This window comes from Paenibacillus sp. FSL P4-0081 (genome assembly GCF_000758565.1).
Classification (GTDB): Bacteria; Bacillota; Bacilli; order Paenibacillales; family Paenibacillaceae; genus Paenibacillus_AQ; species Paenibacillus_AQ phytohabitans.
This window is the reverse complement of record NZ_CP009280.1, coordinates 666294-680822: the sequence shown is the minus strand read 5'-3', so window position 1 is coordinate 680822 and position 14529 is coordinate 666294. Positions and strand designations below refer to the sequence as shown.

General features: G+C 48.2%; 15 protein-coding genes. 8 read left to right on the top strand and 7 right to left on the bottom strand.

Annotated elements, in window-relative coordinates; genetic code table 11:
- Positions 1–189: 189 nt before the first annotated feature.
- The 7 genes from P40081_RS03005 to P40081_RS02975 all read left to right on the top strand — a co-directional run bounded on the left by P40081_RS03005 (position 190) and on the right by P40081_RS02975 (position 7898).
- Positions 190–903 (top strand): response regulator transcription factor, encoded by a 714-nt coding sequence (locus P40081_RS03005; protein ID WP_042133249.1) that lies wholly within the window; start codon positions 190–192, stop codon positions 901–903.
- A 40-nt stretch (positions 904–943) separates the two neighbouring features.
- A complete protein-coding gene (locus P40081_RS39885) occupies positions 944–2821 on the top strand; it encodes an ATP-binding protein (RefSeq protein WP_063779775.1) in 1878 nt (625 codons plus the stop codon).
- A gap of 107 nt (positions 2822–2928) precedes the next feature.
- The gene (locus P40081_RS02995) at positions 2929–3612 is read left to right on the top strand and encodes a response regulator transcription factor (RefSeq protein ID WP_042133247.1); all 684 of its coding nucleotides are present in this window, start codon (positions 2929–2931) and stop codon (positions 3610–3612) included.
- Between the two features lie 350 nt (positions 3613–3962).
- Positions 3963–4673, top strand: coding sequence for a sensor histidine kinase (locus tag P40081_RS02990; protein WP_231575272.1), 711 nt, complete (start codon positions 3963–3965; stop codon positions 4671–4673).
- Positions 4674–4812: 139 nt separating this feature from the next.
- Positions 4813–5598, top strand: a complete 786-nt coding sequence (locus tag P40081_RS02985) for an ABC transporter ATP-binding protein (RefSeq protein ID WP_042133242.1) — start codon at positions 4813–4815, stop codon at positions 5596–5598.
- The gene (locus P40081_RS02980) at positions 5585–7516 is read left to right on the top strand and encodes an FtsX-like permease family protein (RefSeq protein WP_042133241.1); all 1932 of its coding nucleotides are present in this window, start codon (positions 5585–5587) and stop codon (positions 7514–7516) included. The genes P40081_RS02985 and P40081_RS02980 overlap by 14 nt, the downstream gene beginning before the upstream one ends.
- 25 nt (positions 7517–7541) lie before the next feature.
- On the top strand, positions 7542–7898 hold the full coding sequence (locus P40081_RS02975) for a YxeA family protein (RefSeq protein WP_042133238.1): 357 nt from the start codon (positions 7542–7544) through the stop codon (positions 7896–7898).
- An 82-nt stretch (positions 7899–7980) separates the two neighbouring features.
- On the opposite strand, the gene P40081_RS02970 is transcribed toward P40081_RS02975, so the two are convergent.
- From P40081_RS02970 to P40081_RS02945, 6 genes are all read right to left on the bottom strand, one after another.
- Positions 7981–8175 carry a hypothetical protein gene (locus P40081_RS02970; protein WP_042133237.1) on the bottom strand — a complete coding sequence of 65 codons (195 nt, stop codon included), beginning with the start codon at positions 8173–8175 and terminating at the stop codon, positions 7981–7983.
- A gap of 286 nt (positions 8176–8461) precedes the next feature.
- Positions 8462–9751, bottom strand: a complete 1290-nt coding sequence (locus P40081_RS02965; protein ID WP_042133235.1) for an ABC transporter permease — start codon at positions 9749–9751, stop codon at positions 8462–8464.
- Positions 9744–10646: an ABC transporter ATP-binding protein gene (locus tag P40081_RS02960; protein WP_042133234.1), complete on the bottom strand. Its 903-nt coding sequence runs from the start codon at positions 10644–10646 to the stop codon at positions 9744–9746. Before P40081_RS02960 ends, P40081_RS02965 begins: the two co-directional genes overlap by 8 nt.
- A gap of 3 nt (positions 10647–10649) precedes the next feature.
- A complete protein-coding gene (locus tag P40081_RS02955) occupies positions 10650–11579 on the bottom strand; it encodes an ATP-binding cassette domain-containing protein (protein ID WP_042140701.1) in 930 nt (309 codons plus the stop codon).
- Positions 11580–11593: 14 nt separating this feature from the next.
- Entirely contained in the window at positions 11594–11989 is a 396-nt protein-coding gene (locus P40081_RS02950; protein WP_039306744.1) for a GntR family transcriptional regulator, read from the bottom strand.
- Positions 11990–12043: 54 nt separating this feature from the next.
- Entirely contained in the window at positions 12044–12772 is a 729-nt protein-coding gene (locus P40081_RS02945) for a hypothetical protein (RefSeq protein WP_042133233.1), read from the bottom strand.
- A 394-nt stretch (positions 12773–13166) separates the two neighbouring features.
- Here P40081_RS02945 and P40081_RS02940 point away from each other — a divergent pair, with 394 nt between their 5' ends.
- The gene (locus P40081_RS02940) at positions 13167–13958 is read left to right on the top strand and encodes an MBL fold metallo-hydrolase (RefSeq protein WP_144026148.1); all 792 of its coding nucleotides are present in this window, start codon (positions 13167–13169) and stop codon (positions 13956–13958) included.
- Between the two features lie 96 nt (positions 13959–14054).
- On the opposite strand, the gene P40081_RS02935 is transcribed toward P40081_RS02940, so the two are convergent.
- Entirely contained in the window at positions 14055–14519 is a 465-nt protein-coding gene (locus P40081_RS02935) for a DUF420 domain-containing protein (protein ID WP_042133229.1), read from the bottom strand.
- Positions 14520–14529 lie beyond the last annotated feature (10 nt).

Sequence of the window (14529 nt, the reverse complement as noted above, 5' to 3'; positions counted from 1 at the left end):
CATTTGTTATTTCAAACGGTTATTCACTTGTATTGACCCAAGTATAGAAGAGAAAGCTTATCAGCCAGCTACCGAAATCCTTATCATTTCCTTAAATATGGCTAGCGTTATTCATTGCATTAGAAATATCGCTTATAATTATTGTTCTACTCTCTATCTAAGAAAAATAAGAGAACTAAGGGAGGATCTATGGCGGAAAGCACGATTTTGATGGTGGATGACGAAGCGGAAATTATCCAATTGATGAATATTTATTTCAATAACGAAGGATACAAGCTCCTGCAGGCGTCGAATGGACTGGAGGCACTGGAGATTCTGCAGTCGGAGCAAGTCGATTTGATTGTACTGGATCTAATGATGCCCGAGATGGACGGGTTGCAGGCTTGTATGAAAATACGGGAAACGAATCCTATTCCCATCATCATGCTCTCGGCTAAAAGTCAAGATATCGATAAAATATCAGGCCTCAGTATCGGCGCCGACGACTACGTAACCAAACCGTTCAACCCGCTTGAGCTGATTGCACGCATCAAGTCACAGCTTCGGAGGATGAACCAATTTAACTCCACTGCGGCTAACGCAAACGAAATACGTATCGAAAACGTCGTTATTAATGAAGCATCCCATACGGTAACGGTCGATCAGCAGGAGATCAAGCTGACTCCCCGTGAATTCGCGCTCCTTCACATGCTGGCAGTCAATCGAGGGACGGTGCTGAGCATGGACCGCATCTACGAGGAGGTCTGGAACGAGCCTTTTATGGAGTCGAAGAATAGTGTTATGGTTCATATCCGAAAGCTTCGTGAGAAGATAGAAGCTAATCCGCGCGAACCGCGGATAATCAAAACCGTGTGGGGGGTTGGATACAAAATCGAAGGCGTTCTAAAAGCAAGGGGTGAGTAGGATACAACTACAGTGGCTGTATACAATTCGTTGGAGATTAATGCTGATCATGATTGGAAGCCTGGCCCTAACAGGCGCAGTTATTTCTTTTGGTTTTTTCATGGCCGGGGAACTGCAAAAAATCGAATACGTGGCTGCTCCGATCAATTGGAGCATTGAGCATGCCGGATCCGTTCGCGTGATGATCATCACTGGTATCATTCTCTTTCCCGTCACTTTCTTCCTGGCCAGCTTACGTTTGGTTCAGGATTTGCGCGAAATCAACGCAGGGCTGCAGGAGTTATCGGCAGGTCGGTTCGGGCGTGTAATAACGGTCAAGGGCAAGGATGAGTTAAGCGTTGCAGCGGAGAGTATGAATCAACTCAGCAGCGAATGGGATCAATATCTGGCGGAAATTACGCGCGGTTTGAAGGAGATTTCCAATGGGCAGTTCGACCATCAGATTCCGGAAATTGCCGGTAACCAACTGGGCGAAGTCGCGCATAGCATCAACCAAATGAGTACGCAGTTGAAGCATTCGATAGCGGAGGAGCGCAAAGCGGAAAAGACCAAAAATGACTTAATTACCGGTGTATCGCATGACCTGCGCACTCCACTGACCTCGATTCTCGGTTTTCTCGAAGTGATTGAGGAGGATCGGTATCAGGATGAATTGGAGATGCGCTATTACATCAACATCGCGTATGAGAAATCCTTGTCGCTTCGGCGCCTGATCGACGAGCTGTTCGAATATACGCGTATTAACAACGGCATGCCTCTGGAACTGAGCGAGCTCGATATCGCCGGGCTGATCCGTCAGCTGGAAGAGGAATTCGTACCGGTTACGGAGAACGTAGGCATGGAAATCAGGTTGAACATGCATGAAGGAGAATTCAAGATCCAAGCAGACGGAGGGCTGCTGGTACGGGCGTACGAGAATATTATCTCCAATGCCATACAATACGGGAAGGCGGGCAGATATATAGATATCGATATTGCTAAGGATGGAGATGTACTGGTCGTGCGGATCCAAAACTATGGAGACCCCATTCCGGAACGGGATTTGCCTTTTATTTTTGACCGCTTTTACCGGGTGGAGCGCTCCAGGTCGAAGCAGACCGGAGGCACAGGTCTCGGACTGGCCATCGCAAAAAGCATTATCGATGTACACGGAGGGAGTATCACTGTACACAGTAGCAAGAAGGCAACTATATTTGAGACACGGCTCCCGGATTCCGGCATCCATCAGGCGCAAGCGGCTGTTCCGGAAGAAGTTCATAATGAAATTAAACGGGTACCGACCGTGATTCCCAAGCGGGGCCTGACGCCGAAACAAAGAATATCCCCCCGGAAACGGGGCTTATTCCAATCCAGGGTACCTGCAGTATCGATGATCGTGCTGCTCATTTGTGCAGTGGTACTATTCAGCGTTAAGAATTCATTTACCTCCCCGCTCATGGTAAAGCTGGATGCAAATAGCGATCCAGCGCTGATGACAGCAAGCGAAAATGACATGATGACTTCTATAGGCGGTAAATCAGACCAAGGCTATACACTTCTCATTCATCGTTATATGTACGACAGCCAGAACCTAATTCTCCAATACTCAATCAAAAATTTTAACGAGATATCGCAGTCACAATGGGCGAAACAATCAGTCAAGCCGACTTTTAAATTGGACCCTTCAACGATACAGGCAGTGCCCGGCATCGCCACAGATCCAGGTGTAACGTTGGCCAAAAACGGCACCATCAATTATTCTTTTAACGGAACCACACCTCCAGACAAGTTCATGTTGAAAGTCAGCGTAAAAGAGTTAATTCTCTCGGATGACACTGCTCAGCAGCTTACACTCGCCGGAAACTGGAGCTTCGAAATTCCTGTTAAAAAAAATTATATACGAAAAGCCAATGGTCAAAGTTCACCGTTGTTGAATTAAACCTAGATGAAGCCTCCATATCAACCCTAAATGCAGCACAAACTCCATTTTATTCATTTAGAGTACTATGAACTAAATACATTACAAAAGGGAGAAAAGTTCATTCTATGGAATTTAATATATTTATAGTTGAAGATGATACGGCATTATTCGAAGCGCTGCAAACCGGACTGGAAGCTTGGGCGTTCCGGGTTACGAAACCGGATGATTTTGATGAGGTTATGCGTTCGTTTCTTGATCAGCAGCCTCATCTTGTAATCATGGATATCACGCTGCCTAAATTTGACGGTTTTCATTGGTGCCGGGAAATTCGCTCTGTATCCGAAATCCCCATCATTTTCTTATCTTCCCGCGATCACCCGTTAGATATGGTTATGGCGCTTAATATGGGTGCGGATGATTTTGTCCAGAAACCTTTTCATACGGATGTGCTGTATGCCAAAATTCAAGCGATTCTTCGACGGACGTACGCTTATGGTGAAACCCAGGCAGATACACTCGAATGGAACGGTGCCTTGATTGATTTAAAGCGGGGGGTTATCCGAAAATCAGCCGAGGAAGTAGACTTGACCAAAAACGAATTTTTCTTACTGATTGCGCTGGTGAAGTTCAACAACTCTGTCATTTCACGTCATGACCTGATTCGTAAGCTATGGGAAGATGAGCAGTTCGTAAATGATAATACACTTACAGCCAATATCACCCGCTTGCGGCAGAAGTTAGAACCGCTTGGGCTTTCAGACGCTATTGTGACAAAGAAAGGAATGGGTTATATGGCAGTGACTTTATAGGAGGAAAAGTTGATATGTTAGTCCGTTACGTTATTGCCAGAAAAAGCTGGATCCTGCTTTTTATCAGTTTGCTGGGTGTTACTGACCTGCTAATATTACTCGATCAGGGAGTAAGTGTTGGACCCACCTCTTTCATATACTTAAATTCGTTGTATATTATTCTGTTTGTTGTATTTTTCATTTGGCGGTACAGGAAAGAAACCAGGTATCTGGCAGCGGTTGCCAAACTGCAGGAAGTCATGCCCGCTGACTGGATTGAGAGTCTTCCCGAACCTGACAATGAATTGGATAGGATCACGGGCCATGTATTAAGAGAGGCTTCTTCCCATTTCAAACGGAAGCTTTCTGGGATGAAGGAAGCCCAACTGGTTGAGAATGATTTTATTGCCTCCTGGATTCATGAAATCAAGACTCCTCTTACCGCTATGAAACTGATTATGGCCACACGCCAAAGTGATCCGGATATCCGCAAAATGGAAACAGAATGGCTGCGGATTCACCTGCTTGTAGACCGTCAGCTATATATGACACGCCTTCCTGCCCTGGAATCGGACTATGTTCTTGAACAGGTGTCGGTACAACGTCTTGCGGCAGAAGAAGTCCGGGAACTGGCTGCCTGGTGTATGGAGAAAAACCTGGCAGTCAGTATTGAAGGCAATGATGCCACCGTCGTTACAGACCGTAAATGGTGCCGTTTTATCATTAGGCAGTTATTGACCAATGCCATCAAATACAGTCCTACAGGCACGTCACTCACGTTCAGGACAAATGTTACGGAACAAGAGAATGTCTTTCTGGATTTAATAGACGAGGGTCCGGGTATTCAGCCTCATGACCTTCCGCGTATATTTGACAAAGGATTTACCGGCGGGAATGGAAGGATTCATAATGCTTCTACAGGTCTCGGCCTCTATCTTGCCCACACCGTTGCAGCCAAAATTGGGATTACGCTTCAAGTCCATTCCATCCAGCCGCAAGGTACGACAATGCGGATGACTTTTACAGATTCTAATGCATTCGAGACCGTTAGAAGAGGACAAGCAGACAATATCCCATTATGAACAGCCAAGGTCATCTTGGCTGTTTTTGTGTTAACCTGACGAATTTGTCACCTACCGCTTCAACTCGTCACCAGAAACGTGCGACACCCGGGATATATACGCGTAAGCTTAACCTATAATCGAATTTGGGAGGTTCACTATGAATGAAATGAATGAACAAGATACAGTATTACACGCCCGGAATGTTCACAAAGCATATGGCTCAAGAGGCAGTACGCAACATGTTCTGAAAGGCATTGATTTACGCGTTCTTCATAAAGAATTCGTCGGCATCATGGGTCCCTCCGGTTCCGGTAAGACCACCCTGCTAAACGTACTTGCGACGATTGACCGGACCACTGACGGTACGATATTAATCGATAATGAAGATATATCCGCCATGAACAACGCCTCCCTTTCCGCATTCCGCCGTAACAAGCTTGGCTTCATCTTCCAGGATTACAATCTGCTTGATACGTTGACGGTAAAGGAAAATATCCTTCTGCCGGTATCGCTTAACAAGCTAAGTAAAAAACACGCTGAAAGAGAGTTTACAGCGATTGCAGATGTACTGGGCATTCGGGAATTGTCGGAGAAATACCCCTTCGAAATATCAGGAGGACAAAAACAGCGCACTGCGGCCGGACGGGCTTTGATCCATCAGCCTTCCATCATCTTTGCAGACGAGCCGACGGGTGCCTTGGATTCTAAGTCCGCATCATCGCTGTTGTCCGTAATGGATGAGGTTAACCGGACAAGAGAGGTCACGATTATCATGGTCACGCACGACCCGGTCGCATCCAGCTATTGTAACCGCGTGGTCTTTCTGAAAGACGGAAAAATTTATTCCGAATTGTACCGGGGGGAGAAATCCAGACAGTCGTTCTTCAAGGAAATCATTGATGTGCAGGCTGTATTAGGGGGAGATAATATTGACGGTATTTGATCTGGCACTCCGCAGTATGCGGCAAAATGTAAAGCATTACTATCTGTATTTTTTCGCCCTGATTTTCAGTATGAGCCTGTTCTTCGTCTTTGCATCACTCAAGTATGATCAGCAGGTACAGAACATGCTGGATTCAAGTGTTAATATCACGACAGCCTTTCAGTCCGCTGCAGTCCTGCTTGTGGTAATCATAGGAATTTTCGCAGTTTCCTCTAACAGCATTTTCTTACGCAGACGCAGCCGGGAATTTGGATTATACCAGCTCATAGGCCTTTCCAAAGGTTGGATTATCCGTTATTTAATCATTGAGAATATCTTGCTGGGTTTAGGTGCTTTACTAGCAGGGATCATCTCCGGAGCGCTGGTGTCCCGTCTGTTTGTCCTGATTTTAATGAAACTGCTTAACTTGGACGGCCTGCCTTCAATAGATTTTTCTGTGCCGGCAGCCTTAGAAACGGCATTAGTGTTTATTCTTATCATCTTTATTACTTCCATTCAGATGATATTTATGATCAGCCGCAGAACCCTGCTCGGCTTATTCCAGGCAGATAAGCAGCCTGATCTTGTCAGCAAGCGGCCCTCTATTCTTACGGCTATATTAGCTATATTTGGTGTTATAATGATCGGCTATGGCTATGAATTATCGGGACGTATGATAGATGAGCAACTAGCTGTTAATGCGCTGTTGGTAATGGCATCTACAATAACAGGAACCTATATCTTATTCCGGGTGACGATCAGATGGTGTCTTTACTGGTTCCGCAAGCGTAAAAAAGGACACCTGGGCTTTTACAACAGCCTTTCGCTTGCTCCGCTGATGCACCGTATGAAAGCCAATGCCAATTCGCTCACTTTAATTACTGTGCTCTCAGCTTTAACCCTTACACTTGTTACCATCGCGTATTCTTTATATTACTCTGTAGAACAAGTCACCCGCAATGAATATCCTTATGATTTTGCAATTGAGAATAACCAGCGGGATGCAGCTGCATTTACAGCCGAGCTCGAGAGCGGCGGTGTTCATCACAAACACCAAACCATCGATACATTCCGGTCTAACGGTATTATCCTGGATCCGTTGACTGAATCCGGGTATAGAGAAGGCATGTTATTATGGCTTCCGGCTGAACAGCTGCAACAATCAGGCAGAGATATCTCTGTACCTGATTATGGCGAGGCAGTAGAATATAACGCTTCTGCGCTGAGCTTATATGATGACATTGATCTCTCCAAACGTTATCCAACCATGATTGAACTGCGCTCAGACAAACAGACCAAGAGTTATCCCTTGAATGAAATATTCTTGGAAAACATCGTGAATGCCGGAATATCAGGCAGACAAATGCTAGTGTCTGAAGAAACCTTGGAAGAAGTTGAGCGGAGAATGTCCGGTACAGACAGTTTTGAGCGGGTTCAGATAGATACATTCCAAGTCCCGGATAATAAGGAGCTTGCGCTGGCTTCCTCTCTCTACCAGAAATATAAAACGGATGACTTTTATTCGGCCGACTTTTATTCCCGTTACACAAGTCTGCTTCAACAATCTGGATTATTAATTTTTATAGCCGCCTTTCTGGGACTTGCTTTTCTTGCTTCTACCGGCAGCATTCTGTACTTCAAACAGATGAGTGAAGCCGAACAGGAGAAACAAAGTTTTAGAACATTGCGTCAGCTTGGTTTTGATGAAAAGATGATCATGAAAGGCATCTTGAGGAAGCAGATGCTGGTGTTCCTGCTTCCGCTGTTCATTGGAATATTACATTCAATCTATGCAGTCAGGGCGAGTTACTTCATAACTCTTGCCGACGATACGATCCCTGCGATGATTGCGATGGGAGCTTATGCCGCCATTTACTTCATGTTCGCTTTCTTCACACTTGGGTATTACAAAAAAGTCGTTAAAAACGCTATGTTATAACAACTACTGCTGGAGGTAATTAAGCATGAAAAAAACTGTGATTTTCATTTCGATCGCACTGGTTGTGTGCTCGGTCCTGTATTTTACATTCAAACGGGAGTTGGATCAGTTCAACCCATTGTATAAGGAACAATATGTATACGCAGAAATCAATAAACCAGCCGGAAAGGAAGGTAAAAATGAATGGATTCGCTACAGATACAATCTGACAGGTTACACAAGTGAAGGAGAGAAGAAAAAGATCACTTTCTCTTCAAGCAAAGAACAGAAAGCGGAAAGCTATGTCAGGGTGCTTGCTAAGGGAGCCTATACGAAAGACTGGATTATAGTCGAGGAGAAAGTGATTCCGGAGAAAGTCTTAAACCAGTTACGTTCCCATTGAACACATGATGCCTGAACATATACACACTAAAAAAGCCCAGCCAACATCGGATGAGCTTTTTTCCACCTGTTAAAAGTCCGTACTATTGACTACGCTTATTATATCTTCCAGCGGTTACGATGGCCAGCATCATCCCCGCAATTCCAATTCCCGTTAACATCCCTTGCGAGAAATCCATTAGATTACTTCCGTTTGACTGGATAATTTGACTGACGCCAATCGATGAGGAAGAAGCCAAGAACAGCATCGCTACATTCTGTTGTTGTTTTTTATCCACTCTACCCACTCCCTAGTAAATTCAACTCTTCACCTTTAGCTCTAAAAAACATGAAAAGTAACGATATGTCCGATTTATAAATGCTCGCCTTCTTTGTATCGCCTGATGTTTTCCCTCGCAACAATCGGTTTTTACATAAGATTACACTAAAATGGAAAACCCTTGATTTATCTACGTTTTCTTTAAATCAAGGGTTCGATTTGTCTCAAACATGTGCGGCGAATCTGCCCGGTTTATTATGATAAACAGCCCGGACTATAATGGCTCACACATTAACTCCCACTCCTTAGATCTTATAAGCCTTCATCGCTTTTCTAATCTCCTTGATGCTAGGACGCTTGCCGTACATCAGGACGCCGGTGCGGTAGATCTTGGCGGCGAGCCAGCCGAAGACGAAGGTTGTTGCCAGCAGGATTGCCAGCGAGACCATGATCTCCCAGAAGGCCACATGGCCAACGCCGATCCGCAGCAGCAAGCTGAGTGAAGAGGTGAATGGAACGAAGCTCGCTACCTTAACCAGCAGGGTATCCGGGTTCGAGATGCTGAACAGCGGCAGGTAGAAGCTGACGAAGCCCACCATCATCACAGGCATAACTGCCTGTCCCAGATCCTCTGTCCGGCTGACAATCGAACCGACAGCTGCATACATCAGAGCGTACAGGAAGTAACCCAGGATATACAGGATAAATCCATACACCAGAATGCTGGCATTCAGCTGTCCCAGATCCAGGTTGAAATCAGATAGGATGCCGGAATTGTGCGGCAGCATCAGGTTGACAGCAATGCTGGCAGATATAATGGCGATCTGCAGCAGGCCGACGAGGAAGATCCCGATGACCTTGCCGAACATCTGTGTTAATGGTGATGCGCTGGTGATCAGAATCTCCATGATACGCGAGCTTTTCTCCGAGGTAATCTCAGCGGCGATCATGTTGCCGGTCATCATCACCGACATGAAGAATAGCATCAGCAGGACGTAGACGACAACATAGTTAATGACCGGCTTGGCATCCCCTTCTTCTGAACCCGAGGCTGCTGCATCTGCATTCAGCTGCTCTGTACCAATTGAAACTGGAGCGAATATCGCTGCTACCTGGCTCTCCGTCAGCTTATCGCCGACAATAAGTCCGGTATTCACCTGCTGCAAAGCAGTTTGAAGATAACTCTGCACTTTGTCGCTGATATCCCCGTCTTTGCTGTGATACGTTACCGGCGGTACCCCCTCACTGCCCTCTGGAGCAAAGGTGAGATAACCCTCAATCTTCTCGTCCTCCAGCCCTTGCTTCAGCGCAGCATCATCTGCGGAGGTATAAGCTGTGAATTCGACTTGAGCATCCGTATCAGCCGGTGGTGTGTACGCCAGAAGCAGTTCGGCAGGCCGGAAGCCCTGCTCGGCAACCACTCCGATTTGCGTAGCTTCCTTAGCACCGTCTTCTCCCTTAAACACCTTGATCAGATAAGGAACATTCATCCCGATACTCAGCAGGAGCACCAGAATTAATGTTGTAATCATGAAGGACTTGGTTCTTACCTTGTTCTTGAATGTGAAGTTGATAATGCTCCCCATCTTATTCATTAGTTTCACCCACCGCTCTGATAAAGATTTGGTTTAGCGTCGGTTCCTTAATCTCGAAATGCTCTACCTCGCCCTGGGCCATGGCCAGCTGCAGAATGCGCTGCGCTGCGCCAATCTCGCTGATGGACAGCAGATATCCGCGTTCCTGGCGCTCTACTGCAGTAACTCCGGCAATCTCCGCAAGCCCGTTCACTTCCCCGGCTGTACGCAGTACGACTGCTTCCCGCGGATACCCCTTCTTGATCTCACGGATATCCCCCTGAACTACGGTGTTCGAGCGGTCGAGAATCGTAATATTGCGGCATAACTCCTCCACATGCTCCATCCGGTGGGTGGAGAAAAGGATACTCGTGCCCTGATCCCGCATCTCTCTGACTGTATCCTTCAGCAGCTCCACATTCACCGGATCGAGGCCGCTGAAGGCTTCATCCAGAATCAGAATCTTCGGCTTATGGACAACGGCAGCAACGAAGCCCATCTTCTGCTGATTGCCCTTGGACAATTCTTCAATCTTCTTATTGTAGTATTCCGGAACGTCGAACCGGTCCAGCCAGTAACGCAGGCTCTTATCCGCCTCACTTGCCGGCATGCCGCGAAGCCGGGCCAGATAGATAATCTGATCGCTTACTTTGACCTTCGGGTAGAGCCCCCGCTCCTCTGGAAGATAACCCATCAGATGCTGAAGCTCCGTACTATACGGCTTGCCGTTATAAAGAATCCGGCCTTCATCTGGATAGATCAGACCCAGCACCATGCGCATAGTCGTCGTTTTGCCGGCGCCGTTTGCACCCAGCAGACCGTAAATTTCGCCTTGTTCTACCTTCAGACTGATTCCGTTGACTGCTGTCTTATCACCGTACTGCTTCACTACCTGTTCCAAATGCAAAGCTTCCATTCCTTATTCCCCTCTCTTCTGGTCAATCAGAACCGGACGATGTCCCCGGCTCCATAAGCTTAGGATTTCATCAAGCTCCAGGCTGCGGCTCTTGATAACCTTTACGCCCAAATCATGAATGCGTTTCTCATATTGATAGATTTGCTGGGTCAAAAATGAAGCCACTCCCGGCGTCTCCAGCTTAAGCTCCAGCGCCTGCGGCAGCTCTGCTGCCAGTTCCTCCAGCGCCTGTCCGCCTTCTGCCTGAACCCATATTTCACTCCAGGAGCCGAACAAGCTGTCCTTCTCGGCCATTCCCAGCAGCTGCCCCTGATGCATCAGGACAATGTAATCCGCCAGCCGCCGTACCTCTTCCACAATGTGGGTCGAGATCACGATGGTAGCCTCATGCTCATCCATATACCGCTGGAGAGTCTCAATCATAATCTTCCAGGCAAAAGGGTCAAGGCCGGAAGACGGCTCATCCAGCAGCAGCAGCCGGGGCTTCGCAGCCAGGGCCGCGGCAATCTCGAATTTGCGGCGTTCACCCTTGGACATCTTGCCCAGCCTGGCATTCTCCGGCACCTCCAGCTTCAGGAGCAGCTCCTCGTAATAGCCTTGGTCCCAGGCAGGATACCAGTGTCGGCGGAATCCGGCAGCCTCGCTGGCTGTCCAGAGATTCTCTTCATTCTGCGAGATCTCCGGTACATAAGCGATAGTCTGGCGGAGCTGCAGCGGCAGCCCGTCACGGTAGGCTTCCTCAAACCAGCGGATCTCGCCTTCCTCTGGAAAAGTCAGCTGCAGCAGCATGTGCAGCAGCGTGCTTTTGCCGGAGCCGTTCTGGCCCACCAGCGCAGTAATGTATCCCTGCGGCAGATTAACATTAAGCGGCCCTACCGTCTTGCCCCTCCGCTTCTTGCACACATTCCGTAGTTCTATGGCTTGCTGTACCATGAGATCCCCGTCCTTCATTTCTGTTTCCCGTATTTGTCCTGCACAATTTCCTTGAACAGCTGTGTCAGCTCATCTTCACTGCAATGTACGGACAGCCCCACATCCACTGCACTCTCCAGCGCTTTGCGGATGGCGTCCTGCTTATAGCCTGCCATGGTTCCGTCTCCTACATGGGAGACGAAGGTGCCCGTTCCCTGTCTTGTGCGCAGCAGCCCTTCATTCTCCAGATCCTGATAGACCCGCCGGACGGTGATCACACTGCACTTCAGGTCACCCGCAAATTCACGGATGGAAGGAAGCAGGGTGCCCTCCGTGATCGTGCCAGAGATAATCAGCGATTTCAGCTGGGTTTCGATCTGATGATACAGCGGCTCTGCACTGTTCTCATTAATTTGTATGGGTATCCACATGATACGCACCTGCCTTCCACGCTCCGGCATGCCGGACTAACACTTTGCCCCGTTTCATACGAGATCACGGCTCTTCAGCCGGTGAATCGTCCACCTGGAGAACAGCTGCACCGATACAATGCCGAGCAGCAGCGAACCCCACATCAGAGGAGACAACAGCCCCCACTCCTTGGAGACAGCCACACTTGCAATCAGCAGATTCCCTCCGGCCAGATAGACCAGTCCAGCAATACCCATGGACAGAAATATGACGATGATCATAATCAGGAAATATGCTTTGCCGCTGAACGAGAACTCGATAAAAATGTATATTCCAGCAATAACCAGACCGCATCCAATCCAGGTAAGGGCAAATGCGAGATACGCGGTGACCGGCAGTTCGCTGCGTATATTGGCGCCGATCGTATAGATTAAACCAAAGTACAGTGTGCTGTTCAGGATAAAGGCAAACAGCGTATTCAGTTTTCTTTTGCAGAGAATGACCTCAGCAGGTACCGGCAGGGACCGCATATAAGCCAGCATTCGGGTATAGGTATCCTCCGCCAAATACTTCATATTTCTCCGGGAGAAGGTAATGCCCAGCATAGAAATAATAGTGACCAGCAAAACATCGCTCAGCAGCCTCCCCTCGCCCCGGTCCATCGCATCATCCAATACCATTCCGGCCAGTGCGGCCATATACCCCATGAATACGACGGCGAACAGCAGTGCCCACAGCAGCTTCAGCCTGTCACCGCGGAAATCGCTGCGCACGATGAACCATGCATTCTTTAATGTTGTCATAACCGTTAACCTCGCTTTGTGATTTCATCATCGGCAGTCGGCAGCAGATTCACACAGTTCAGTGTGCTTCTCTCTGTGCTTACTGTATATATCTATATAAACAGTATATGACCTGTATTTTCCAGTGTCAAGGGTTTTCAACAAAAGTAATTGGGCGCATTATTATAGAGCCCGGAAACACGCCTTCCCGGTTCACTGTGCTATTATGGAATAATATGGGCCCGCTGCCGCACATGCACCTGCTTCCTGCGGATCAGTAAGAACTCAGCATAATTAACGGATCACCGGGAAATATCGCACAAGGCATGGTGTGGAATTCAAATCCGATAGGGGAATTGGAGCATTGTGGTTAATGTATTGGATGTTTATATATTGGAGGTGCGTATAGTTGGATCTGCATAGATTGGATGATCCTTGGTTTACTGTAGAGTCTATAGATGAAACCACCTTCGCCATCAGCGAATACGGGCATTGGGAGCAGGTACATTCCTTCCTGCTAATCGGGGAAGACCGGGCGGCGCTGATTGATACGGGGCTAGGCATCGGCAATATCCGCAGCATAACCGGCCAGCTGACGAATCTCCCGGTTGATGTGCTTACCACTCATGTGCATACCGACCATATCGGCAGCCATGGGCAATTCGAACGGATCTATGTACATGAAGGTGACCGGGACTGGCTGGTCCACGGTATTCAGGGTTTGACTCTGGAGCAGATCCGGCGGGATATCGGCAGGGACATTACGCGCAAGGTTCCGGAGGGATTCGATCCGGCGGCCTATACTCCTTATCAGGGGGAACCGGCGGGGCTGCTCAGGGATGGAGATCTGTTTGATCTGGGCGGAGGACGGATAATAACCGTGTATCATACTCCCGGGCACTCACCGGGCCATTTATGCTTCGGGGACGACAGCCGGGGATTCCTGTTCACCGGTGATCTGCTCTACGACACAACGCCAGTCTATGCGTTCTATCCTTCGACAAGTCCTGCCGGCCTGGTGCGTTCACTGGCAAGGATTGCACAAATTAACGGCATCCGCAAAGTGTACGGCTCGCATAATACACTGGGGCTCGATCCGGAGATTCTCCGGGAAGCCGGGCGGGCGGCCCAATATCTGCAGGAACAGGAGCTGGATCATTTTGGAACGGGGATACATAGGTTTAAGGGGTTCAGCGTGCAGTTCTGAGCCCCCGCTCCCCACTCCTGCACCACAAACAAAAAGCCTATACACCCGCCCCGCATAAGCGGAACAGCAGATGTACAGGCTTGTCTTCAATTACAGCTAACCGCCCATAATGACTTTCCAGACCGGCAGCGTATGTCCGCCCGGATAGAAGATGTACAGCAGCACATAAACGGCAACACCCGTAATAGCGGTGACAAACCAGATCATAGCCGTCACTCTTCCCCACTTGCGGTGTTTGGCATACTTGGCCTTGAAGCCCAGCGTCAGCGTAGTGATGCCGAATACAGCAGCTACGGTAGCCAGCACAATGTGGAAGATCAGGAAGACATGGTACAGCGTCGACAGATCATCCGGTCCGCCCCAGGTCGTATTCCCCACGAATATCGTTCTTGACGAGTACACCAGGAAAAAGAGAATTGCCGCCACAGCAGCTGCAATCATTGTCTTCTTGTGCGCTTCGCGTTTGCCCTGAATGATTTGTCTCCAGCCGATAGCCACCAGCACCGCGCTAATGACGATGAACGATGTACTGATCGTTGGAAACAATGTGAAAATATCCATGATTATCCCC